Source organism: Bradyrhizobium sp. P5_C12 (genome assembly GCF_054049735.1).
The window spans coordinates 81,086-103,783 of sequence record NZ_JBFULU010000018.1 but is presented as its reverse complement, the minus strand read 5'-3'; the positions used below and the strand labels follow the sequence as shown (position 1 = coordinate 103,783).

Sequence of the window (22,698 nt, the reverse complement as noted above, 5' to 3'; positions counted from 1 at the left end):
GACAAGCGAGCTGAGGACGGCTGTGAGCGATTACGACGCGTTGCGCGACTATCTGATGCGGCACAAGCAGGCCGAATTCGTGCTGACCTTCGAGCAGATCGAGGAGATCATCGGCGCGGCCCTGCCGCGCGCGGCCAATCGCGCCTCGTGGTGGGACAGCCTGCGTAGCCCCGACATCCAGATGCCGCAGCGCGAAGCCTGCCTTGCTGCGGGTTTCAAGGCGATGCGGATGCCGGACGGCCAGAGCGTGCGGTTCACGAAGCTGAAGAGCGACCGGCGTAGGTGATTTCGGGCCGCACGATCCTGCGCTGGCTGAGAGGGATTCTTGGCGTAGCTTTGGTCGGCTTGGGCGTGCTGTTCGCGCTCGCCTTCGAGGCCCGCTACTGGCGCTGGCGCGACTGCTTCAACGAACTCGGCCGCTGCTACGACCCGGTCTCGCAGGATGTGTATCTCGAACAGGCGGGATTGGTGTGGGGCGGTCTTGCCGCGATCTCGCTGCTGGCGGGGTTTTGTTTGGTCGCGGGGCTACGACGCAAGCCAGGGTAGGTCAGCTGGACGCGGTGCGCCGTCGGCGCGAGACGGGGGGCGTTAGCCCAAGTGTGGCACCAAGTGTGGCACCACGGCCTTCATTGGCGATTACGGGGCCAGCGGTCGTCAGCGTCATGGGCTCGTATCAGGCATCTGGTCGCCTGCCGGTCGCAGGCGCGCACGCATGTGTTCTGGCGCCCTCGAACGTCACCGGCCCCGCCGGTGTAGTCGGCACATGTGCCGAGGCAATTTGCGCTTCGATCCTCGCATCGTGCGGCTGTCACTGCTTCGGCCGATGAGGCGAGGAACACTCCGGTGCCGATGAGGGTGATCGCGTAGAAAACGTGCCGGGTCATCCGTGACTCCTGAGAAAGACAGCGGCGAGCCCAGTGACCTCGATGACGAAGCCGTTCTGGATCGAATGCTGCGCGCCATCTTTCATGGTGGTCGAGCAGGGTCTATTGATCTGGATCAAGCCCGGCATCAGCGCGCCGGTGCGGCACCCCGCTCGCTTTGCGAGCGACTCGTTCCGGGAGGAGAGCGCAAGAAGACAGGCGCTAGCTCGCCGCTTCCAGCCGCACTTCCGTCAGGAGCCGCATCGCCGCGTCGGCGTCCATCGGCTCGCCGAAGGCAAAGCCCTGCGCGTATTCGCAGCCCATCTGGTAGAGCTCGACCGCGTCGGAATCGGTCTCGGCGCCTTCCGCCACCACGTCCATGCCGAGGTCGTGCGCGAGCGCGATGATCGACTTCAGGATCACCGGACGGGTGCCGCGGTTGGTGGTGCGCACGAACGACTGGTCGATCTTGATGGTGTCGAACGGGAAGCGCTGGAGATAGGCCAGCGAGGAATGGCCGGTGCCGAAATCGTCGAGCGACAGGCCGGTGCCGAGCTCGCGGATCCGCGTCAGCATCTGCGCCGCGTGCTCCGGGTTCTCCATCACCAGCGATTCCGTCAGCTCCAGCTTCAGCGTGCCGCGCGCCACCGACGAGCGCGACAGCACGGTGCGGATGTCGTGGATCAGATCGTGGCGCAGCAATTGCCGCGACGAGACGTTGACGGATGCGAAGATCGGCTCGCGCGAGCGCATCGCGCGCTGCCAGATCGCGAGCTGCTTGGCGGTCTGGTCAAGCACGAACATGCCGAGGTCGACGATCAGGCCGGTCTCTTCCGCGATGGTGATGAATTCCGACGGCGCCATGCGCCCGAGCTTGGGATGATCCCAGCGCGACAGCGCCTCGAAGCCGGCGATGGAGCGATCCTCGAGCCGCACGATCGGCTGGTACAGGATGGTGAGCTCCTGGCGCTCGATGGCGCGGCGCAGCTCGCTCTCCAGCGTCAGGCGGTCGGTCTTGCGGGCGCGCATCGCCGGCTTGTAGACGTCGATGCGGTCGCCGCCGATGCGCTTGGAATGATACATCGCCAGCTCAGCGTCCTTGATGATCTCGTCAGTCAATTGGGTCTGCGGATCGGACAAGGCGAGGCCGATCGAGGCCGTGAGAAAAATCTCGCGGTCGTTGAAGGCGATCGGCGCGCGGATGGTCTTGCGGATGGTCTCGGCGAAGGCGGTGATGCGGGCGGGATCCTGCTCCGAGAGCAGGATCAGGCCGAACTGGTCGCCGGCCATCCGCGCCAGCGTGTCCTGCGGCTTCAGGATGCGGGTGAGGCGGCGGGCGAGCGTGAGCAGGATGGAATCGCCGACCGCGATGCCGACGGAATCGTTGACCTGCTTGAAGCGGTCGAGGTCGATCACCATCAGCGTCGGCCGCAGCGTCGGCATCGACTTGGCGAAATGCGCGACCGCACCCAGCCGGTCCATGAACAGCTTGCGGTTGGGCAGGCCGGTGAGGTTGTCATGCACGGAATCGTGCAGCAGGCGCTCCTCGGCGTTGCGCAGCTCGGTGACGTCGGTGAGGGTGCCGACCACGCGCGAGACCTCGCCGTCGGAGCCGACCACCGGGCGCGCCTTCAGCGCGAACCACATGAAATGACCGTCGGGGGTGCGCAGGCGGAAATCCTGCACCAGGCGGCCGCGGCGCTGGTCGAGCACGCTGTCGAGCGCGGCGCGGAAGCGGTCCTGGTCGAGCGGATGCAGCACCTCGAGCCACGACGCGGCCGGGCCTTCCAGCGTGCCGCGCTTCAGCCCGAGCAGGGCCTCGGTCTCCGGGCTGGTGAAGACCTTGTCGGCGGAAACGTCCCAGTCCCAGATCAGATCGCCGGAACCAGCCAGCGCCAGCGCCCGCCGCTCGATGTCGGACACGACGCCGGTGGTGGCGCCGCCGCCGGCAAAGGCGTGCTGCATGACCGTGAACCCGATCAGCATCACGATCAGCACGAGGCCGCCGAGCAGCGCGGGGCCGACGATGTCGTTGGTGACTGAGCCCGCGACCGTCATGCCGGCCGCGATCACCCAGACCACCAGCAGGAACCAGGTCGGGATCAGCAGCACAGCGCGATCGAAGCCGTGGGTCGAGAGATAGACGATCAGCGCGAAGCCGGCGAAGGCGATCAGCACCAGGGAGATGCGCGCGATGCCGGAGGCGACCGCCGGGTCGAACAGAGCGAGCGCCACCAGCGAGCCGAGGAAGGCGAGCCAGCCCACCGTGATGTGCGAATAGCGCACATGCCAGCGGCTCAAATTGAGATAGGCGAACAGGAACACCAGCAGCGTCGCCGCCAGGATCGCTTCACCCGCCGCGCGCCAGATGCGCTCGGCGTTGTTCGACATGTCGAGCACCTTGCCCCAGAAGCCGAAATCGACGCCGATATAGACCAGCACCGCCCAGGCCAGCGCCGCGGCCGCCGGGAACATGATGCTGCCCTTGACGACGAACAGGATGGTGAGCACCAGAGCCAAAAGCCCGGAGATGCCGATCACGATGCCCTGGTACAGCGTGAACGAGTTGACCTTGTCCTTGTAGGCCTCCGGCTCCCACAGATAGAGCTGCGGCAGCTTGTCGGTGCGCAGTTCCGCGACGAAGGTGATGACGGCGCCGGGGTCGAGCGTGATGCGGAAGACGTCGGCGGTCGGGCTTTCCTGCCGCTCCGGCCGGTCGCCGGTGGACGGCGTGATGGTCGCGATGCGCGACAGCCCGAGGTCGGGCCACAGCAGGCCCGAGGACACGATGCGGTAGTGCGGGGCGACAATCAGACGGTCGAGCTGGTCGTCGGTGTTGTTGGCGAGCGCGAACACCACCCAGTTCTGGCCGCCTTCGCGGGCGCGCACCTCGATGCGGCGGACGATGCCGTCGGTGCCCGGCGCGGTCGAGACCTGGATGCGGTCGGCATCACTGCGCTGGTGCTCGAGCACGCTGGTGAGGTCGATCGCGGGCGCGTCGCCGCGAACGCTGACAGCGTCGAGCGCGCGTGCAGGCGACGCGGCGACAAGAATCATGAGGCCCAGCGCGATGGGCGCGAGGCACCTGATCAGACGCAAGGTCAGTTCTCCGCGTTCGACGCAAACTCTGTGTGCAAGGCGATTTCCGACCGGACGAAAGTGGTTCGGCGCGCTGCGATAGATGCCACGAAAGCGAGGAAAATCAAAGGGTTTCCGCCTTGCCTGTGGGTCAGAGGCCTAGACCTCCAACACAATTTTGCCAATATGTGCGCTGGTTTCCATGCGCCGGTGTGCGTCGGATGCCTTTTCCAGCGGGAAAGTGCTGTCCATGAGCGGTTTGACGCGGCCTTCGCGCAAAAGCGGCATCACTTTCGCCTCGATCGCGGCCACCATCGCCGCCTTATCCGCATTAGTACGGGGGCGCAGCGTGGACCCGGTATGGGTCAGGCGCTTCACCATCACCTTGGCGATATTGACGTTGACCTTGGGGCCATTGAGCGTCGCGATCTGCACGATGCGGCCGTCGACCGCGGCGGCGTCGTAATTGCGATCGACATAGTCGCCGGCGACCATGTCGAGGATCAGATTTGCGCCGGCATTGTTGGTCTCCGCCTTGACCACGGCGACGAAGTCCTCGGTCTTGTAGTTGATGGCGCGGTCGGCCCCCAGCTTGAGGCAGGCTTCGGCCTTGTCGGCGCCGCCGACGGTGACGATCACCTTGGCGCCGAACGCTTTCGCAAGCTGGATCGCCATGGTGCCGATGCCGGAGGAGCCGCCATGGATCAGCAGCGTCTCGCCGGCCTTCAGCCCGCCGCGCTCGAACACATTGTGCCAGACCGTCATCAAGGTTTCCGGCAGCGCGCCGGCTTCCTTGATCGACAGCGCAGGCGGCACACTCATGGCCTGGGCATCCTGGGCGATGCAGTACTGCGCGTAGCCGCCGCCGGCGACGAGCGACATCACCTTGTCGCCGATCTTGTGCCGCTTGGCATTGCTGCCCACCGCCACCACTTCACCCGCGATCTCGAGGCCGGGCAGGTCGCTGGCGCCGGGCGGCGGCGGATAGGCGCCGGAGCGCTGCGCCACGTCGGGCCGGTTGACGCCCGCGGCCTGCACCCTGACCAGGATCTCGTCGGGGCCGGGTTGCGGCAGTGCGCGTTGTTCCGGCACCAGCACCTCCGGTCCGCCGGGCTTGGAGATGGCGACCACGGTCATTTGCGCGGGCAGCTTGTCCATGATTTGTCCTTGGCCACATGTTGAGGGTTGGCGGTTCACATATCGCCTTTTCCGCCGAAGTGAAACGCCATTAAACGCCAAACCGCGCCGCCAGATGGCCGGCTTTGTGCGGGTCGATTTTTTCGACCAGCGGACCGAGCTGCGCGACCGGCGTGCCGGCACCGCCATCGAGCAGCGCGGTGAGCGGGCCATCTGGCCAGCACGGGATGGCGACTTCGCGGCCGAAGGCGCGCAGCACGCGATCGGCCAAATGAGGGATGATGCTCCAGGCGAGCACTGCGCAGATGCGCACCAGATTGAGCCCGGTCCGCGTCACCACGGCCGCGCGAGGTGGATCGGACCTGAGCTGCGCCCATGGCGCTGAGTGCTGCAGATAGGCGTTTGCCGCGTCCCAGATCGTGCGGGTTGCGGCCGCTGCGGCGCGGAATTCCAGTGCCTCGTGATGCCGGCGGAGCGAGGCGATGCGTCGCTCCAGGTCGTGCGCCAGCGCTTGCTCGGCTTCATCGGGCGTGCCGCCGGCAGGGATGCGGCCATCGAAGGCGTGATGGGTGAAGCTGACGATGCGATTGACGAGATTGCCGAAGATGTCGGCGAGATCCTTGTTCACATCGGAGGCGAATTTCGCGACGCTGAAATCGGTATCGGCGCTCTCGGGCGCATTGGCGATCAGCCACCAGCGCCAGAGATCGGCCGGCAATTCCTCCAGCGCAGCGTCGGTGAAGATTCCGCGATTGCGGCTGGTGCTGAACTTTCCGCCTTCGTAATTCAGCCAGTGCAGTCCCTTGATCACGTCGACCGTCTTCCACGGCTCGCCGGAGCCGATCAGGGTCGCGGGAAAACTGACGGTGTGAAACGCGATGTTGTCCTTGCCGAGAAACTGGATGTAGCTGACGTCGTTGGCCTGCCACCACCATTGTCGCCAGTCGCGGCCCGCATCGGCGGCCGCCCATTCCTGCGTCGCAGCGATGTAGCCGATCGGCGCGTCGAACCAGACGTAGAAGACCTTGTCCTCGAATCCCTCGCGCGGGACCGGAATACCCCAGGCCAGATCGCGCGTGATGCAGCGATCGCGCAAGTCTGCGGTCAACCAGCTTTTTGCGGTCGACACCACGAAAGACGGCCAGCCGGCGCGGCTGTCGATCCAGGCGATCAGGTTTTCGATGAGGCGCGACTGCCGCAGGAACAGATGGCGGCTGTTGCGGATTTCGAGTGCGCGATCGCCGGACAACGCGGATCGCGGCTCGATCAGCTCCGGCGGATCGAGCAGCGTACCGCAACGGTCGCATTGGTCGCCGCGCGCAGATGTGTCGCCGCAATGCGGGCAGGTGCCGAGCACGTAGCGGTCGGGCAGGTAGCGCTGATCGACCGGCGACCAGACTTGCTGCAGCTCGCGCGCCTCGATCAATCCGGCCGCCTCGAGCTTGCGAAAGAAGTGCTGCGTCAGCGCGTGATTTTGCGGCGAGCTGGTTCGTCCGAAGTGATCGAAGGACAGGCCGAAGCGGCGGTAGATGTCGGCCTGAACGGCGTGCTGGGCATCGCAGAAGGCCCGGACGTCCTGGCGGGCCTGGATGGCGCCGAGCTCGGCGGGTGTGCCGTGCTCGTCGGTCGCGCAGATGAAGAGCACGTCGTCGCCGACCTGCCGGCGGAAGCGGGCGTGGACATCGGCAGGCAGGAGCGAGCCTGCGAGATTGCCGAGATGCTTGACGCCGTTCACATAGGGAAGGGCGCTGGTGATGAGAAATTTGGTCATGGGTGCGGTCTTTCGCGTTTGGTGATGCCGACCGGTGAAAATCAAAAAGCCCTCCCGCGTGATCGGAAGGGCTTGGGGTCGGCTCATGCCTTGCGCGCGTGGACGCGCACTATCCCGTCCGGTCAGACTCCTTGCGGTCGGGCCGGGGCATTCGCGTCAGATGTTGCGCGCACACGAAAGTCACTGCAAAATTCTCCTCGCGTGAACATGGATATCACCTCGGGGTTGAAGACGCCAGATCGGCGGGCCTCGGAACCTGGTTGCCGGGAGGACACATGCCGACGGAAGACGAYGACCGCCCGCGCAAGAAGATCAGCCACGAGATAGGACAGGATCTCTCACTGTTGTCGGTGGAGGAACTGACCGAGCGCGTCGCCCTGCTCAAGACCGAAATCGCAAGGCTCGAGGAAGCCGCCACCAGGAAGCGCGCCTCGCGCGATGCCGCGAACAGCATCTTCAAGTCGTAGCAAATCGGCAGAGGGGCGCGACCCGCTTCCACGGCGTCATGGCCGGGCTTGTCGCGGCCATCGGACAGATTTGTTTCGCTATGCGCCGAATTTCCTCCGTCGTCATTCCGGGGCGGCGCGGAGCGCCGAGCCCGGAATCCATAACCACAGGCAGTTGAAACGGGCAGGCTGATAGAGCCGGGCCGCTGCGTCCGCCTGTGGCTATGGATTCCGGGCTCGCGCTTTGCGCCCCCCGGAATGACGGCGGAAAGTTTGTTCCGCACCGCACTCGGCCACTGACCGACATGGCTAACGAACCCTCAAAATAATCGTTCGTTTACTCCCGATTAAGCTTTCGGGTTTATGACTGGAACTGTCCTCGTTTGGACACCGAGTGGCTCCTGTCCACTCTGTTTGACGCCTCCCTGTTATCAACTTTCAAAGCCGCCGGTTTTCCGGCGGCTCTTTTTTGCCTCTCTTTGCGGTTGAATTCCGAGGAAAGACCCGCGGAAACCATATCCGCGCTTGTCGCTGGACTCCGCGCTCCCAGCGCGCAATGATTTGTTCATCATAAGCCGGCGCCAAAGCCGGGTGGGTAAACAGTTGCGTAAGGGGCGTTAACCATGGAACGTTTGCAAGCCGACGGCGCTCTCGTTCAACTCAGCGAGCGGTTCACCAATTCTGCGGCCTTCGGCGCCCTGTTCCGCGAAGGCATGGACCTGGTCGAAGAGACCGCAGCCTATCTCGACGGCGCCGGCCGCGCCGAGGCCAAAGCGCTCGATCGGGCCGTCAGCCTCACCTATGCGACCGAGAGCATGCGCCTCACCACCCGCCTGATGCAGCTCGCCTCGTGGCTGCTGCTGCACCGCGCGGTGAAGGAAGGCGAGATGACGCTCGGCCAGGCCAACCGCGAAAAGACCAAGGTCAAGCTCTCGGCGGCCGATCCCGGCCCCGCCGACACCATCGAGAAGCTGCCGTCGCAGCTGCAGGAGCTGATCCATCGCTCGATGAGCCTCCAGACCCGCGTGCGCCGTCTGGACACCACCATCCACACCCCGCCGACCGATCACGTGGCAATCGGCAACCCGCTGGTGCCGCACCTCAACGCGCTGAAGGCGGCGTTCGAGCGGTAAGCGATTTCGTCATTCCGGGGCGATGCGAAGCATCGAACCCGGAATCTCGAGATTCCGGGTTCGGCTCTGCGAGCCGCCCCGGAATGACGGCTAAAAACAAAAACGCCCCTGGTCTCCCAGGGGCGTTTTTCGTTTCCAGCCTTGCGGGCCGGATCAATCCTTCTTGAGGAAGCCCGAGAACTTCTTCTGGAAGCGCGAGACGCGGCCGCCGCGATCCATCAGCTGCGCGTTGCCACCGGTCCAGGCCGGGTGCGATTTCGGGTCGATGTCGAGGTTCAGCGTGTCGCCTTCCTTGCCCCAGGTCGAGCGGGTCTGGTACTCGGTTCCGTCGGTCATCACGACCTTAATCATATGATAATTCGGATGAATTTCGGCTTTCATGGCAATTCCTAGGGCGACCGGCGTCGCTTGCTTGAGTGATGTCGATGACGGATTTGGCCGGGTCTATACCCCACGGGACCCGGTAAAACAAGCCATTGTGGGCAAAGGAGAACCGGGCCATCCCCTAAGGAGCATCCCGGATTTGCCACTCCCCCTGCACCGGCCTATGTGGAGCAGACCTCTCCCCTTGGGCCCGATCTTATGAGCGCTGTGGAACGGCTTGACGACCAGTACCGCGAGGAGGGCCAGAACGTGCCCGCCGCCCAGATCGAGGCCGAGCTGATCGAGGCGCCGGCGAAGGGCCGCGCCAAGCTGCGTCCGCTGCTGGCGCTCGCGCCCTATGTCGCCCGTTATCGCGGCCGCGCGGCGCTCGCCTTCGTCGCGCTGACCATCGCTGCGCTCACCACGCTGCTGGTGCCGATCGCGGTGCGGCGCATGATCGATTTCGGCCTGACGCCGGAAGGCATCGCGCTGATCAACAGCTACTTCTCGGTGATGATCGCGGTCGTCGCCGTGCTCGCGCTGGCCAGTGCCGCGCGCTACTACCTGGTGATGACGATCGGCGAGCGCATCGTCGCCGATCTCAGGCGCGACGTCTTCGGCCACCTGCTCTCGCTGTCGCCGGCCTTCTTCGATTCCGCGCGCAGCGGCGAACTGGTGTCGCGGCTCACCGCCGACACCACCCAGATCAAATCCGCGGTCGGCGCCTCCGTCTCGATCGCGCTGCGCAATCTGATGATGTTCTTCGGCGCCGCGGCGATGATGGTGATCACCAGTCCGCGCCTGTCCGGCTTCGTGCTGCTCGCCATTCCCCTGATCGTGCTGCCGCTGGTCGCATTCGGGCGCTGGGTGCGGCGGCTGTCGCGCAACGCGCAGGATACGCTCGCCGAAGCTTCCGCCTATGCCGGCGAGCTGGTCGGCGCGATCCGCACCGTGCAGGCCTATACCAGCGAAGGGCTGGCTGCGAAGCGCTTCGGCGGCGAGGTCGAGCAGGCCTATGAGGCGGCACGCACCTCGACCCAGGCGCGCGCGGTGCTCACCGCCATCATCATCTTCATCGTGTTCGCAAGCGTGGTCGCGATCCTCTGGATCGGTTCGCATGACGTGCTCACCGGCGCCATCACGCCGGGCCGGCTCGGCCAGTTCGTGCTCTATGCGGCCTTCGCCGCCGCGGGGCTCGGCCAGCTCAGCGAAGTCTGGGGCGAGGTCTCGGCCGCCTCGGGCGCCGCCGAGCGCCTGTTCGAGATCCTGCATGTGCAGCCGGAGATCGCAGCGCCCGCAGCGCCGCGCGCGCTGCCGGTGCCGGCGCGCGGCGAGGTCGGCTTCGATCGCGTCAGCTTCTCCTATCCGGGGCGGCCCGACGTCAACGTGCTCGACGCCGTCTCGTTTGCGGTGCGGCCCGGCGAGAAGGTCGCGATCGTCGGTCCCTCCGGCGCCGGCAAGAGCACGATCTTCCATCTCCTGCTGCGCTTCTACGATCCGCGGGGCGGCGCGATCTCGCTCGATGGCGTGCCGGTGCAGTCGGCCGACCCCCGCGACTTCCGTGCGCGCATCGCGCTGGTGCCGCAGGAGTCGACCGTGTTCGCCGCCAGCGCCCGCGAGAACATCCGCTTCGGCCGGCCCGATGCGACCGACGTCGAGGTCGAGCGCGCCGCCGAGCTCGCACACGCCGCCGAGTTCATCCGCCGCCTGCCCGAAGGTTTTGAGACCCCGCTCGGCGAACGCGGCGTGATGCTCTCCGGCGGCCAGCGCCAGCGCATCGCAATCGCGCGCGCGATCCTGCGCGACGCGCCGCTGCTGCTGCTCGACGAAGCAACCTCCGCGCTCGATGCCGAAAGCGAGACGCTGGTGCAGACTGCGCTGGAAGAACTGATGCGCCACCGCACCACGCTGGTGATCGCGCACCGCCTGGCGACCGTGCTCTCCTGCGACCGCATCCTGGTGATGGACCAGGGCAAGATCGTCGAGCAGGGCACGCATGCCGAGCTGGTGGCGGTGAACGGGCTTTACGCGCGGCTGGCGAGGTTGCAGTTCGAGGGGGCGTGAGGGGGCAGTCCGAGTTGTGGCCTCAACCTCCGCTGTCGTCCCGGCGAAGGCCGGGACCCATAACCACAGGGCACAGTTTGGCGAAGACTCGTAGTGAAGAGTCCTCCCGCGGTACGGCCACCTGCGCCTATCGATAGATCACGCGGCATGAGTCCCGGCCTTCGCCGGGACGACGTTGGAGAGAGATTGGCGCGCGCCTTACGGCCTCCATTCCATCTTCAGCACCGGCCGTCCCGAGGTCGGGTTCACCTCGTCGCCCGCATGGGCAAAGCCGTTGCGTTCGTAGAAGCGGATGGCGCGGGAATTGTCCTTGTTGACGAGCAGCGTCACGCCGGCCGGCGACAGGCGCTTGGCTTCATCGACCAGCAGCCTTGCGGCGTCCGAGCCCCAATGCGCGGGATCGACCACCAGCTGGTCGAGATAGCCGTCGCCGTCGATGGTGACGAAGCCGGTCAGCGCGCCATCCGCTTCCGCAACGACGATCGAGGCCTTCGGCACCAGATCCTTGCGCCAGCGCTCGCGCCACCAGTCCAGCCGCGCGGCGAAGTCGATCTGCGGATAGGCCTGCTGCCAGGTGCGATGCCAGAGATCGATCGCCGCCGCTTCGTCGGAGGCCGCGTAGGGGCGGAGGTGGAGGGCACCCATCAGCGCTCACTCGTCATGGCCGGGCTTGACCCGGCCATCCATCCACTTCGTAAAAGCTTTGCTTGATGGATTGCCGAGTCAAGCCCGGCAATGACGAGCTGTGGTGTATCCGACACCACTACCGCTCCGTCAGCTTCAGCTCGATGCGGCGGTTGCGCTTGTAGGCCTCCTCGGTGTTGGCGGTGTCGAGCGGCTGGAATTCGCCGAAGCCGGCGGCGACCAGGCGCTGGGCCGGGACGCCGAGGGAGATCAGGTACTGCACCACCGAGATCGAACGGGCGGCCGACAGGTCCCAGTTGGATTTGAAGTTCGCACCGCTGACCGGCCGCACGTCGGTATGGCCGTCGACGCGCAAGACCCAGGGAATTTCGCTGGGGATCTTCTTGTCGAGCTCGATCAGCGCGGTCGCCAGCGTGTCGAGCTCGGCGCGGCCCTCCGGCAGCAGGGTCGCCTGTCCGGTGTCGAAGAACACTTCGGACTGGAACACGAAGCGGTCGCCGACGATGCGGATGTCGGGGCGGTTGCCGAGAATGGCGCGCAGGCGGCCGAAGAATTCGGAGCGGTAGCGCGACAATTCCTGCACGCGCTGCGCCAGCGCAACGTTCAGGCGGGAGCCGAGATCGGCGATGCGGTTCTGCGATTCCTTGTCGCGCTTCTCGCTAGCATCGAGCGCCTCTTCCAGCGCCGCCAATTGCCGCCTCAGCGCGCTGATCTGCTGGTTCAGCACCTCGATCTGCGCCAGCGCCCGCGCCGAAACCGCCTTCTCCGAGTCCAGCGCCTTGCCGAGCTCGGTGGTCTTGCCCTGCGCGTCGTTGCCGGCGGCAGCCAGGCCGTCATAGAGGCCCTTGATGCGGTCGCGCTCGGTCTCGGCCGAGGCGAGGCCGGCCTTCAGCTGCGACACCTGGTCGTCGAGCGTGAGCTTGCCGAGCTTTTCCAGCGACAAGAGCTCGTTGAGCTGCGCGATCTTGGCGTTGAGCTGCTCCAGCGCCTTGTCCTTGCCGGTGACCTCCTGCGACAGGAAGAACTGCACGACCAGGAAGACCGAGAGCAGGAACACGATCGACAGCACCAGCGTCGACAGCGCGTCGACGAATCCGGGCCAGTAGTTGAAAGCGCCTTCGCTGCGGCGGCCGCGCGCTAGAGCCATTGTCGTCTTCCGGTGTTAGATGCTCAACTCTTCTCCGGCTGGCGCGCGATGCGTTCCAGCAGGCGACGGATCTCGCGGTTCTGCTCGCCCTGGCCGTCGGCCCATTCGCGGATCATCTGCTGCTCGGTCCGCATATGCGAGACCAGCGCCTGGATGGCTTCGGCGAGGCTCGCCATCGCCGCCGTGGTGCCGCGGCTGGCGCTGCCGCTGCCTTCCTCGAGCACGGAACGGAGCCGCTCGACCGCGGCCTGAAGCTCGCCGCTGGCAACGCCGCCGCCACCGCCCGCGGCGACGGCCACCTCGCCGCCGCTGCCATATTCGCGCACGGTGGTGGCGAGCCAGTCCTCGAGGTCGGTATAGAAGCGGTTCTGCGCCTGGCTCGATTGCAGGTCGAGGAAGCCGAGGATCAGCGAGCCGGCGAGGCCGAACAGCGAGCTGGAGAACGAGATGCCCATGCCGCCGAGCGGGGCGGCCAGCCCCTCCTTCAGCGTGTCGAACAGCGCGCCGGAATCGCCCCCGACCTTGAGCCCGTCGATCACCTTGCCGACCGAGCCGACCGTCTCGATCAGGCCCCAGAAGGTGCCGAGCAGGCCGAGAAAGACCAGCAGGCCGGTCATGTAGCGCGAGATGTCGCGGGCCTCGTCGAGGCGGGTCGCGATCGAATCGAGCAGGTGCCGCATGGTGGTCTGGCTGATGGTCATGCGGCCGGAGCGCTCGCCGCCGAGGATCGCCGCCATCGGCGCCAGCAGTTTGGGGTGCCGGGCCGGCGCCAGACCGGGATCGGCGATGCGGAAATTGTTGACCCAGGACACCTCGGGGTAGAGCCGGATGACCTGGCGGAAGGCCAGGATGATGCCGATGAACAGCACGCCGCCAATCAGGGCATTGAGGCCGGGATTGGCGAAGAAGGCCTGGATGATCTGCTTGTAGAGCACCACCCCCACCAACGCGCAGAGCACCAGGAAGACCAGCATCCGCACCAGGAAGACGCTGGGGGAGGACAGTTTTGTGTATTCGATGTCCATGGAGGAGCGGGGCGAGGTGCCTGACGGCATGTCCGGTATCATCCGTTACGAAAGCTTGCTTGCGTCGGCACTATGGCACAGCGCCAGCCCAAAAAAAGCGCCGGATGTGCGGATTTCGGCGCTGGGCTGGGAACCCAATCCTGAAACCGCGCTTTGATTACCAACCTATTCTGCAAAACTTCGGCATTCCGCAGGCTTAGCTCGGATTTTTTGCATGGCGACCCATTCTGGGGGACTGGCGGCAATCGCGCTCTCGCTCGCGGTCCTGATGGCGTGCGCCTGCTTCCGGGCGGGCAGTTACGCCCGAACCCGTCGGTTCTTTCTTCCGCCGCCCAAGCGAGACCTGACCAAGGGAGTGGCCGCATGAGCGTCGTGTCTACGATCATCGGGACTGCCGAACGGGTGCCGCTGCCGGATGTGGTGATCCGCGCCGCGATCCAGCGGCTGTGCTCGCGCACGGCGACCCGTCTCGCCGCGCTCAGTGCGGCCGATGACGCCGCCTTCGCCGGGCGGATGATGCTGCGGCCGATCGCCGAGGACGTCGATGCCGCCAGTGCCGGGCATGACGAGGTGCCTGCGTCCTTCTTCGCCCAGGTGCTCGGCCCCAACCGCAAATATTCGTCCTGCTTCTACAAGACCGATGCGACCACCTTGCAGGAGGCCGAGGAGGAGGCGCTGCGCCAGACCGTCGAGCATGCCGGTCTCGCCGACGGGCAGACCATCCTCGAGCTCGGCTGCGGCTGGGGCTCGCTGTCGCTGTGGATGGCGCGGCAGTTTCCGCATGCCAAGGTGACGGCGGTGTCGAACTCGCAAGGCCAGCGCGCCTATGTCGAGGAGCAAGCGCGGCTGCGCGGCCTGTTCAATTTGCGCGTCGTCACCGCCGACATGAACGTGTTCGCGCCCGACGGCCAGTTCGACCGCATCGTCTCGGTCGAGATGTTCGAGCACATGGTGAATTGGCGCAAGCTGATGACGCGCGTGCGCTCGTGGCTCGCGCCCGAAGGGCGCCTGTTCCTGCACATCTTCACCCATCGCTCCGGCTCCTACCTGTTCGACCGGACCAATCGCGAGGACTGGATCGCGCAGCACTTCTTCACCGGCGGGGTGATGCCGAGCCATCACCTCGTCAGGCAATATGCCGACATCTTCGTGATCGAGAAGGAATGGTGCTGGAGCGGCACGCATTATCAGCGCACCGCGACCGAGTGGCTCGCCAATTTCGATGCGCATCGCGATGCGATCGAGGCGTCCTTGCGCGACGTCTATGGCGAGGACACCGCGTTGTGGATGCGGCGCTGGCGCTGGTTCTTCCTCGCGACCGCCGGGCTGTTCGGCTACGCCGACGGAACCGAGTGGGGCGTCAGCCAGTACCGGATGAAGGCGGCGGGTTAGGGCGCGCACGCATGAATGCCGCGCACCGTCCCCCGGCGACCGGTCAGTTGCCCTCGGAGACCCATTTCAACGTCGCCAACCATAGATCATGGCCACGGTGCAGCAGGCTCTCATCGGTCTCCCGCAGGTGCGCGGCATCTTTGCCCACGCCAACTTCATCCGTCACGACCAGGCAGCTCGTGCCTTGAGGGGCCAGATACCAGGTATGATAGAAGCTCGGCTTCGTCCCCGGCGCGTAACCGTACCAGCCGAGGCGCGTATGCGGCACATATTCCTGCACCTTGCTCTCGATCGACAGGCCAAACGTACTCCAGCGCCACGCCGTGCCGTCGCCCAGAACGTTGGTGCCCTCGGGAAGTTCGACGCCTCTGGAGTTCGGATACCACTGCGGCCATTTCCTGGCGTCCACGATGTGACCCCAGATCTTCTCGCATGACGCATTGATGAGAAGCTCATTGTGCGAAAACAGATCGGCAGTCGCGGGATTGAAGCCCTCCGGCCAGTGAATCTCCTGCGAGCGCATCGCAAGGTCCTGCTTCATCGTCATGCTCGCTGCCTTTCCTGTGCCGCTGTGAAGGTCGTTCGTTTGCGCTCCGGCAGGAGCGGCGATCGAAAGCAGAGACGCCATGGACGCGCCCAGCAGCATCCAGCGCGCGCAAGATTCGATGTTCGGAAAGTAAAGCCGTTTCGTCATGTTCGCCTCCGCGTCTTCGATGGCGACACTGATGACAGATCGTGATTGCTGATCCAATTTCCGTTATGTCAGAATAGACATTCACACAAATCAGGAATTCCGATGCCCTTCGATGGACGGTTGCTATCGGGTGTTACTGTCCTCTCGGCTGTGATCGAGGCCGGCACCATTGCGCGCGCGGCCGATGCCCTGGGCCTCACCGCCTCGGCGGTAAGCCGCGCCATATCGCGGCTGGAAGCGCGCGTCGGGGTCAGGCTGCTTGAACGCACGACGCGCTCACTCTCATTGACGGACGAGGGGCGGCGCTTTTACGAACGCGTCGGACCGCACCTTGCCGGCATCGAAGAAGCGGCAATCGAGGCTTCGGGCTCTGCCGGCATCGTGCGTGGACGGCTGAGGGTGAACGTCGATCCGTTCTTCTCGCGCATCGTCTTGTCATCCCACATCAGGACGTTCCTGGTGCAGCATCCCGAGGTGTCGCTTGAGCTTCTGATGCGTGATGCGGTCGGAGATCTTGGGGCCGGCGGCTTCGATTTGGCGTTGAGATTCGGTGACCCGCCGAACGGTTCATTGGTCGCGCGCAAGCTCGTCGAAACCCGTGTCCTCACGGTTGCGGCGCCCGCCTACATCGCCGAGCACGGCCGGCCACGGCATCCGTCCGAGGTGCCGGACCACGATTGCATCGGCTTCTACGACGCCGCGAACCAGCGACCTTTCGATTGGGAGTTCCGCAAGGGACAAGAGGTGCTTCCTGTGAAGGTATCAGCCCGTGTTCTGGTCTCGGATGTCGGCGCCATGCTTTCGGCTTGCGAAGCCGGCGCAGGCATCGCCCAGATTCTTCAGCTGGGCAGCAGTCACCTCGTGGAAAGCGGCGCATTGATCAACCTGTTTCCCGAATGGTCCGGCGAGATGTTTCCGCTCTATGCGCTGTTTCCATCACGCCAGCATCAGCCGGCGAAAGTGCGGAGCTTCATCGATTTCTGCCTCGGCGTGATTGCAAGGGAGAATGCCTGAAAGAGTCCGGCGCAGTGAGCACACACCCTGATTGCGATGTTCTGTCGCAGCGCGCGGCGATGGAACCCGACTCACAATCCGGTGAATCCAGGAAAGCACCCTGAACTCAGTGCCATAGCTCGTGTGACATTGAGCCGCCCGCGCAATGCGTTGCGTCGCAGCAAGTCCATTCTATGTTGACGGCATCAGCCGTGCGAAATGGCCCAGAACGGGTCCGTGCGGAGCGTGATCAGTTTCAACAACATCGGGGCACCCCACTTCATGTCAGGACTTCGCGCGCGATCGGCATGCGTTGCTATGATGCTCGCGGCCTTTGCGCCGCTGCTCGGTGCTTGCGATGAATCCGTCTCGGCGGTCTCGGCTGCCCAGCCCGCCGATCCTGATGTCAGCATCGTCGTCGTCAAGCCGCAGCCGCGCGCCGTGGTGCGCGAACTGCCGGGCCGCATCGCGCCGACCCGCGTCTCCGACGTGCGGCCGCGGATCTCCGGCATCGTGGTCGAGCGCCTGTTCCGCCAGGGCAGCGAAGTGAAGGCGGGCGATGCGCTCTACCGCATCGATCCGCGTCCGTTCGAGGTCGAGGTGATGGCCAGCGAGGCGGCGGTCGCCAAGGCCGAAGCCGGGTTGATGCAGGCCAGGCAGCAGGCGCACCGCATCGCGACGCTCACCAGTCAGCGCGCCGCGCCCGAAGCCGAGAACGAGAAGGCGGTCGCGGCCGAGCGCCAGGCTCATGCCGAGGTCGAGGGACGCAAGGCCGACCTCGCGCGCGCCAAGCTCAACCTCGACTACGCCACCGTGYGCGCGCCGATCGACGGCGTCGTCGGTGCGGCGCTGGTCAGCGAAGGCGCGCTCGCGGTGCAGAACGAGACCAATCTCGCCACGATCCAGCAGCTCGATCCGATCTATGCCGACTTCACCCAGTCGGTGAACGAGCTCAACCAGCTCCGCCGCGCCTTCGAGAGCGGCGACCTCGAGCGCATCGCCGCCGATGCCGCCAAGGTGCGCCTCATGCTCGACGACAACACCCTCTATTCGCTCGACGGCAAGCTGCTGTTCTCCGATGCCAAGGTCGACGCCCACACCGGGCAGGTGACGCTGCGCGGCGAGTTCCCCAATCCCAAGCGCGAGCTGTTGCCGGGCATGTATGTCCGCGTCCGCCTCGACCAGGGCCTCGACTCCGACGCGATCGCGGTGCCGCAGCAGGCGATCCAGCGCAATGGCGGCGGCGGCAGCGAGGTGTTCGTCGTCAAGGACGACAATCGCATCGCGGTGCAGCCGGTCCGCACCGGCTCGGTGCAGGACGGAATCTGGTTCGTCACCGACGGCCTGAAGGCCGGCGACAAGGTCGTGGTCGAAGGCTTCCAGAAGTTCGCTGCCGGCGACAAGGTCAAGCCGCAATCCTGGTCGGAGGCGGATGCGACCGCGGACAACCGGCACGCCCAGAAGCTGACGCGGTAACGCGCCATGGCCAGCTTCTTCATCGACAGGCCGATCTTCGCCTGGGTCGTCGCGCTGTTCATCTGCCTGGTCGGCGCGATCGCGATCCCGCTGTTGCCGATCGCGCAATATCCGATCATCGCGCCGCCCTCGATCTCGATCTCGACCAGCTATCCCGGCGCCTCGCCTGAAAACCTCTACAACAGCGTCACGCGGCTGATCGAGGAGGAGCTCAACGGCGCCTCCGGCATCCTCAACTTCGAATCGACCAGCGACTCGCTCGGCCAGGTCGAGATCATCGCCAATTTCGTGCCGGGCACCGATACCAGCGCGGCCTCCGTCGAGGTGCAGAACCGCATCAAGCGCGTCGAAGCGCGGCTGCCGCGCGCGGTGATCCAGCAGGGCATCCTGATCGAGGAAGCCTCCAGCGCGGTGCTCCAGATCATCACGCTGAATTCGACCGACGGCAGCCTCGATGAGGTTGGGCTGGGCGACTTCATGATCCGCAACGTGCTCGGCGAGATCCGGCGCATTCCCGGCGTCGGCCGCGCCACGCTCTATTCGACCGAACGCAGCCTTCGTGTCTGGGTCGATCCGGCCAAGCTGGTCGGCTATGGTCTGACCGCCGACGACGTCAACAAGGCGATCTCCGCGCAGAACGCGCAGGTCGCCTCGGGCAGCATCGGCGCCGAGCCATCGACGGCGACCCAGCGCACCTCCGCGCTGGTGCTGGTCAAGGGCCAGCTCTCCTCGCCGGACGAATTCGGCGCGATCATCCTGCGCGCCAATGCCGATGGCTCGACCGTGCGCCTGCGCGACGTCGCGCGCATCGAGGTCGGCGGCCTCAGCTACCAGTTCAACACCCGCCTCGACGGCAAGCCGACCGCCGGTCTCTCCGTGCTGATGTCGCCGACCGGCAATGCTCTGGCGACCGCGAGCGCGGTCGAAGAGAAGATGAAGGAGCTGTCGCGCTTCTTCCCGGCCAACATCGGCTACGAGATTCCCTACAACATCACGCCCGTGGTCGAGGCCTCGATCAAGAAGGTGCTGACGACGCTGTTAGAGGCCGTGGTACTGGTGTTCGTGGTGATGTTCCTGTTCCTCCAGAACATCCGCTACACCATCATTCCGACCATCGTGGTGCCGGTGGCGCTCTTGGGCGCCTGCACCACGCTGCTGCTCGCCGGCTATTCCATCAACATGCTCTCGATGTTCGGCATGGTGCTCGCGGTCGGCATCCTCGTCGACGACGCCATCGTCGTGGTCGAGAACGTCGAGCGCATCATGGCCGAGGAAGGCCTGCCGCCGAAGGAGGCGACGCGGAAAGCCATGTCGCAGATCACCGGCGCCATCATCGGCATCACGCTGGTGCTGATGGCGGTGTTCGTGCCGATGGCGTTCTTCCCGGGCTCGGTCGGCATCATCTACCGCCAGTTCTCCGTCACCATGGTGGCCGCGATCGGCTTCTCCGCCTTCCTGGCGCTGTCGCTGACGCCGGCGCTGTGCGCGACGCTGCTCAAGCCCGTCACGGCCGGGCACGGCCATGCCAAGAAGGGCGTGTTCGGCTGGTTCAACCGCATGCTCGAAGGCGGCAAGGAGGGCTATTCCCGCACCGTCGGCTTCTCGCTGAAGCGCACGGGACGGCTGATGCTGGTCTATGTCGCGCTGCTCGTCGGCCTCTCCTGGGCCTTCGTCAGGCTGCCCGGCGGCTTCCTGCCCGTCGACGACCAGGGCTTTATCACCACCGACGTGCAGACGCCGTCGGATTCGTCCTACGGCCGGACCGAGGCCGTGATCGAGAAGGTGGAAAAATATCTGGCGCAGCGGCCCGGCGTCGACAACGTCACCTTCCTCACCGGCTTCAGCTTCTCCGGCCAGGGCATGAACACCGCGCAGGCCTTCATCACGCTGAAGGACTGGTCGGAGCGCGGGCCGAAGGAATCGGCCGCCGCGATCGTCGCCGACATCAACCGCGATCTGTCGTCGTCGATCCGCGACGCCAAGATCTCCGCGCTGCAGCCGCCGCCGATCGACAATCTCGGCAATTCCTCGGGCTTCTCGTTCCGCCTCCAGGACCGCGGCCAGAAGGGCTATCCGGCCCTGATGCGCGCCGCCGACCAGTTGATCGCAGAAGCCAATGCGAGTTCGGTGCTGCAGAAGGTCTATATCGAGGGCCTGCCCGAGGCGGGCGTGGTCAATCTCGTGATCGACCGCGAGAAGGCCGGCGCCTTCGGCGTCACCTTCGAGGACATCAACAACACGATCTCGACCAATCTCGGTTCGAACTACATCAACGACTTCCCGAACCGCGGCCGCATGCAGCGCGTCGTGGTGCAGGCTGACGCCCGCGACCGGATGCGGACCGAGGACATCCTCAACTACAACGTCAAGAACAGCCGCGGCCAGCTCGTGCCGTTCTCGTCCTTCACCACGGTCGAATGGGCGCGCGGGCCGACGCAGATCGCCGGCTTCAACTATTATCCGGCGGTGCGTATCTCCGGCGAAGCCAAGCCCGGCTTCACCTCGGGCGACGCCATCGCCGAGATGGAGCGGCTCGCGGGCAAGTTGCCGCGCGGCTTCGGCTATGAATGGACCGGGCAGTCGCTCCAGGAAAAACTGTCGGGCTCGCAGGCACCGTTCCTGCTCGCGCTGTCGGTGTTCGTGGTGTTCCTGTGTCTGGCCGCGCTCTACGAGAGCTGGACCATTCCGCTCGCGGTGCTGCTCACCGTGCCGCTCGGCGTCGTCGGCGCCGTGATCGCGGCGATGCTGCGCGGCCTGCCCAACGACGTCTACTTCACCGTCGGCCTGATCACCATCATCGGGCTTGCGGCCAAGGACGCGATCCTGATCATCGAGTTCGCCAAGGACCTGCGCAAAGAGGGCAAGCCGCTGGTGGAAGCCACCATCGAGGCCTGCCGCCTGCGCTTCCGCCCGATCCTGATGACCGGCCTTGCCTTCATCTGCGGCGTGCTGCCGATGGCCATTGCCCATGGCGCCGGCGGCGCCAGCCAGCAATCGCTCGGCAGCATCGTRATGGGCGGCATGATCGCGGTGGTGATTCTGGCGCTGCTGATGGTGCCGGTGTTCTTCGTCTCGGTGCAGCGCGTGCTGGGCGGAGACCGGGAGGCGAAGGCTGCAAAGGACGGCGAGCCGTACGGCCCGCCGGCGCCGGCGAGGGCCGGCCACTGAACGCCGGATCGGTCCTGAGTGATTCAGAACCGTGTGCCAATTCACGCGACATCAAACGGACGTTCGGCTTGCTTTCGCGGGGCCGTCGATCCAGACTACATCTCTGGATTGAGAGAATGTGTATTCGCACTGCGCCGAATGCACACAAAGCCTGCCGATTAAGAGCATGTGATGCGTCCGACCGACATTGCGATCTCCAACTATCGCTCCATTCGGCGGCTCTCCATACCCATCCACCCCCTATCCGTGTTTGTCGGTGAGAATGGCGTCGGCAAGTCCAATCTCTACAAGTCCTTGTCGCTGTTGCGCGACGCGGCAACAGGGCGGATCACGCGCACGATCGCCGACGAAGGCGGATTGAATTCGGTGTGCTGGTCCGGCCTCCGCAAACGCGGCGAAGATGGGCGACTGCATTTGTCTGCCAGGTTCGACCGTCTCAAATATTCCATTGAGCTCGGATTTCCTGGCCCGCTCGAGGCGGCGTTTTCCGGCGAACCGATGATCAAGACCGAAAGTATCGAGGCGACGCAGGGTAAACGAACGGTTCAACTGATGGAGCGGAAAAACTCGCTCGTCAGCGTCCGCGGCGAGAGTGGTGCATGGATCAGCCACAAGGACGCGGTGCTGCCGTCCGAGACCGCGCTTGCGGGCTTTTCCGATGGCAAGGAATGCCCCGAAATCGATTTGATCAGAAACGCAATGCTGGGCTGGCGATTCTATCACGACTTTCGCACCGATCCGGCGTCACCGATACGAAAGCCGTGTCTTGCGATCACGACGCCCTCGCTCAGTGCCGATGGAAGCGATTTGGCTGCCGCCCTGGCGACACTCTATACCATTCGGGAAGACGCCATCGATCTGCAGGACGCAATCCAGGATGCATTCCCGGGCGCCGAGCTCCGCGCATGGGAAGAAAACGGTTGGTGTGAATTTGATCTGCAACTGGCGGATATGCCGCGGCCGTTCAAGGCCCACGAATTGTCCGATGGGACTCTGAAATACATCTGCCTGCTCGCGGTGTTCATGGGCTATCGGCTGCCGCCGTTCATCGCGCTGAACGAACCCGAGACCAGCCTGCATCCGTCACTGCTGGCGCCACTGGCGCGCCTGATCGCCAAGGCATCACGCCGGGCCGACATCTGGATTGTCACCCATTCGGAACAGCTGATGGAGGCATTGCGAAGCGAGAGTTCGGCCCCGCTTCGCCGGGTCATCAAGTCGAAAGGCGCCACGGCCATCGAGGGCCTGACCATTGGCGGTGAATATCGCGATGACGAACCCGACGACGACGACTCTTAGCCGT

Annotated in this window: 19 protein-coding genes; 11 read left to right on the top strand and 8 right to left on the bottom strand. The window is 65.3% G+C overall.

The window, feature by feature from the left end; genetic code table 11:
* Window positions 1–22: 22 nt before the first annotated feature.
* Together ACXJMY_RS18240 and ACXJMY_RS18235 are read left to right on the top strand one after the other, a co-directional pair.
* The gene (locus ACXJMY_RS18240; RefSeq protein WP_456620724.1) at window positions 23–286 is read left to right on the top strand and encodes a DUF7662 domain-containing protein; all 264 of its coding nucleotides are present in this window, start codon (window positions 23–25) and stop codon (window positions 284–286) included.
* Complete coding sequence (locus ACXJMY_RS18235) at window positions 283–546, top strand: hypothetical protein (RefSeq protein ID WP_456620723.1); 264 nt, start codon at window positions 283–285, stop codon at window positions 544–546. The genes ACXJMY_RS18240 and ACXJMY_RS18235 overlap by 4 nt, the downstream gene beginning before the upstream one ends.
* 539 nt (window positions 547–1,085) lie before the next feature.
* On the opposite strand, the gene ACXJMY_RS18230 is transcribed toward ACXJMY_RS18235, so the two are convergent.
* The 3 genes from ACXJMY_RS18230 to metG all read right to left on the bottom strand — a co-directional run bounded on the left by ACXJMY_RS18230 (window position 1,086) and on the right by metG (window position 6,936).
* Window positions 1,086–3,962, bottom strand: a complete 2,877-nt coding sequence (locus ACXJMY_RS18230; RefSeq protein WP_456620722.1) for an EAL domain-containing protein — start codon at window positions 3,960–3,962, stop codon at window positions 1,086–1,088.
* Between the two features lie 138 nt (window positions 3,963–4,100).
* A complete protein-coding gene (locus ACXJMY_RS18225) occupies window positions 4,101–5,099 on the bottom strand; it encodes an NAD(P)H-quinone oxidoreductase (RefSeq protein ID WP_456620721.1) in 999 nt (332 codons plus the stop codon).
* Between the two features lie 70 nt (window positions 5,100–5,169).
* Window positions 5,170–6,936 (bottom strand): methionine--tRNA ligase, encoded by a 1,767-nt coding sequence (metG, locus tag ACXJMY_RS18220; protein ID WP_456620720.1) that lies wholly within the window; start codon window positions 6,934–6,936, stop codon window positions 5,170–5,172.
* A 188-nt stretch (window positions 6,937–7,124) separates the two neighbouring features.
* Here metG and ACXJMY_RS18215 point away from each other — a divergent pair, with 188 nt between their 5' ends.
* Together ACXJMY_RS18215 and rcdA are read left to right on the top strand one after the other, a co-directional pair.
* Window positions 7,125–7,316 (top strand): DUF1192 domain-containing protein, encoded by a 192-nt coding sequence (locus ACXJMY_RS18215; protein ID WP_456620719.1) that lies wholly within the window; start codon window positions 7,125–7,127, stop codon window positions 7,314–7,316.
* Window positions 7,317–7,918: 602 nt separating this feature from the next.
* Window positions 7,919–8,428 carry a protease adaptor protein RcdA gene (rcdA, locus tag ACXJMY_RS18210; RefSeq protein WP_456620718.1) on the top strand — a complete coding sequence of 170 codons (510 nt, stop codon included), beginning with the start codon at window positions 7,919–7,921 and terminating at the stop codon, window positions 8,426–8,428.
* A 153-nt stretch (window positions 8,429–8,581) separates the two neighbouring features.
* On the opposite strand, the gene rpmE is transcribed toward rcdA, so the two are convergent.
* A complete protein-coding gene (gene rpmE / locus ACXJMY_RS18205; RefSeq protein WP_247988093.1) occupies window positions 8,582–8,809 on the bottom strand; it encodes a 50S ribosomal protein L31 in 228 nt (75 codons plus the stop codon).
* Between the two features lie 201 nt (window positions 8,810–9,010).
* On the opposite strand from rpmE, the gene ACXJMY_RS18200 reads away from it, so the two are divergent.
* Window positions 9,011–10,855 (top strand): ABC transporter ATP-binding protein/permease, encoded by a 1,845-nt coding sequence (locus ACXJMY_RS18200; protein ID WP_456620717.1) that lies wholly within the window; start codon window positions 9,011–9,013, stop codon window positions 10,853–10,855.
* A 198-nt stretch (window positions 10,856–11,053) separates the two neighbouring features.
* On the opposite strand, the gene ACXJMY_RS18195 is transcribed toward ACXJMY_RS18200, so the two are convergent.
* The 3 genes from ACXJMY_RS18195 to ACXJMY_RS18185 all read right to left on the bottom strand — a co-directional run bounded on the left by ACXJMY_RS18195 (window position 11,054) and on the right by ACXJMY_RS18185 (window position 13,702).
* A complete protein-coding gene (locus tag ACXJMY_RS18195) occupies window positions 11,054–11,500 on the bottom strand; it encodes a GNAT family N-acetyltransferase (protein ID WP_456620716.1) in 447 nt (148 codons plus the stop codon).
* A gap of 118 nt (window positions 11,501–11,618) precedes the next feature.
* Window positions 11,619–12,647, bottom strand: a complete 1,029-nt coding sequence (locus tag ACXJMY_RS18190; protein WP_456620715.1) for a peptidoglycan -binding protein — start codon at window positions 12,645–12,647, stop codon at window positions 11,619–11,621.
* Between the two features lie 23 nt (window positions 12,648–12,670).
* A complete protein-coding gene (locus ACXJMY_RS18185) occupies window positions 12,671–13,702 on the bottom strand; it encodes a flagellar motor protein MotA (protein WP_456620714.1) in 1,032 nt (343 codons plus the stop codon).
* Here ACXJMY_RS18185 and ACXJMY_RS18180 point away from each other — a divergent pair.
* Both ACXJMY_RS18180 and ACXJMY_RS18175 read left to right on the top strand, forming a co-directional pair.
* A complete protein-coding gene (locus ACXJMY_RS18180; RefSeq protein ID WP_456620713.1) occupies window positions 13,701–13,829 on the top strand; it encodes a hypothetical protein in 129 nt (42 codons plus the stop codon). The two genes, ACXJMY_RS18185 and ACXJMY_RS18180, sit on opposite strands and share 2 nt — an antisense overlap.
* 206 nt (window positions 13,830–14,035) lie before the next feature.
* On the top strand, window positions 14,036–15,064 hold the full coding sequence (locus tag ACXJMY_RS18175; RefSeq protein WP_456620712.1) for an SAM-dependent methyltransferase: 1,029 nt from the start codon (window positions 14,036–14,038) through the stop codon (window positions 15,062–15,064).
* Between the two features lie 43 nt (window positions 15,065–15,107).
* On the opposite strand, the gene ACXJMY_RS18170 is transcribed toward ACXJMY_RS18175, so the two are convergent.
* Complete coding sequence (locus ACXJMY_RS18170; RefSeq protein ID WP_456620711.1) at window positions 15,108–15,758, bottom strand: SRPBCC family protein; 651 nt, start codon at window positions 15,756–15,758, stop codon at window positions 15,108–15,110.
* A 102-nt stretch (window positions 15,759–15,860) separates the two neighbouring features.
* Here ACXJMY_RS18170 and ACXJMY_RS18165 point away from each other — a divergent pair, with 102 nt between their 5' ends.
* The 4 genes from ACXJMY_RS18165 to ACXJMY_RS18150 all read left to right on the top strand — a co-directional run bounded on the left by ACXJMY_RS18165 (window position 15,861) and on the right by ACXJMY_RS18150 (window position 22,694).
* Window positions 15,861–16,772, top strand: coding sequence for a LysR family transcriptional regulator (locus ACXJMY_RS18165; protein WP_456620710.1), 912 nt, complete (start codon window positions 15,861–15,863; stop codon window positions 16,770–16,772).
* Window positions 16,773–17,033: 261 nt separating this feature from the next.
* Window positions 17,034–18,227 (top strand): efflux RND transporter periplasmic adaptor subunit, encoded by a 1,194-nt coding sequence (locus ACXJMY_RS18160; protein WP_456620709.1) that lies wholly within the window; start codon window positions 17,034–17,036, stop codon window positions 18,225–18,227.
* A 6-nt stretch (window positions 18,228–18,233) separates the two neighbouring features.
* Window positions 18,234–21,395, top strand: coding sequence for a multidrug efflux RND transporter permease subunit (locus tag ACXJMY_RS18155; RefSeq protein ID WP_456620708.1), 3,162 nt, complete (start codon window positions 18,234–18,236; stop codon window positions 21,393–21,395).
* 171 nt (window positions 21,396–21,566) lie between these two features.
* Window positions 21,567–22,694, top strand: a complete 1,128-nt coding sequence (locus tag ACXJMY_RS18150) for an AAA family ATPase (protein WP_456620707.1) — start codon at window positions 21,567–21,569, stop codon at window positions 22,692–22,694.
* Window positions 22,695–22,698: the final 4 nt, after the last annotated feature.

Excerpts from the sequence above, each read along its gene's own strand:
- ACXJMY_RS18225 (WP_456620721.1), bottom strand. The coding sequence starts at position 5,099 with ATGGACAAGCTGCCCGCGCAAATGACCGTGGTCGCCATCTCCAAGCCC.
- metG (WP_456620720.1), bottom strand. The coding sequence starts at position 6,936 with ATGAGCCGACCCCAAGCCCTTCCGATCACGCGGGAGGGCTTTTTGATT.
- rcdA (WP_456620718.1), top strand. The coding sequence starts at position 7,919 with ATGGAACGTTTGCAAGCCGACGGCGCTCTCGTTCAACTCAGCGAGCGG.
- rpmE (WP_247988093.1), bottom strand. The coding sequence starts at position 8,809 with ATGAAAGCCGAAATTCATCCGAATTATCATATGATTAAGGTCGTGATG.
- ACXJMY_RS18200 (WP_456620717.1), top strand. The coding sequence starts at position 9,011 with ATGAGCGCTGTGGAACGGCTTGACGACCAGTACCGCGAGGAGGGCCAG.
- ACXJMY_RS18195 (WP_456620716.1), bottom strand. The coding sequence starts at position 11,500 with ATGGGTGCCCTCCACCTCCGCCCCTACGCGGCCTCCGACGAAGCGGCG.
- ACXJMY_RS18190 (WP_456620715.1), bottom strand. The coding sequence starts at position 12,647 with ATGGCTCTAGCGCGCGGCCGCCGCAGCGAAGGCGCTTTCAACTACTGG.
- ACXJMY_RS18180 (WP_456620713.1), top strand. The coding sequence starts at position 13,701 with ATGTCCGGTATCATCCGTTACGAAAGCTTGCTTGCGTCGGCACTATGG.
- ACXJMY_RS18185 (WP_456620714.1), bottom strand. The coding sequence starts at position 13,702 with ATGCCGTCAGGCACCTCGCCCCGCTCCTCCATGGACATCGAATACACA.
- ACXJMY_RS18175 (WP_456620712.1), top strand. The coding sequence starts at position 14,036 with ATGAGCGTCGTGTCTACGATCATCGGGACTGCCGAACGGGTGCCGCTG.
- ACXJMY_RS18170 (WP_456620711.1), bottom strand. The coding sequence starts at position 15,758 with ATGACGAAACGGCTTTACTTTCCGAACATCGAATCTTGCGCGCGCTGG.
- ACXJMY_RS18165 (WP_456620710.1), top strand. The coding sequence starts at position 15,861 with ATGCCCTTCGATGGACGGTTGCTATCGGGTGTTACTGTCCTCTCGGCT.
- ACXJMY_RS18150 (WP_456620707.1), top strand. The coding sequence starts at position 21,567 with ATGCGTCCGACCGACATTGCGATCTCCAACTATCGCTCCATTCGGCGG.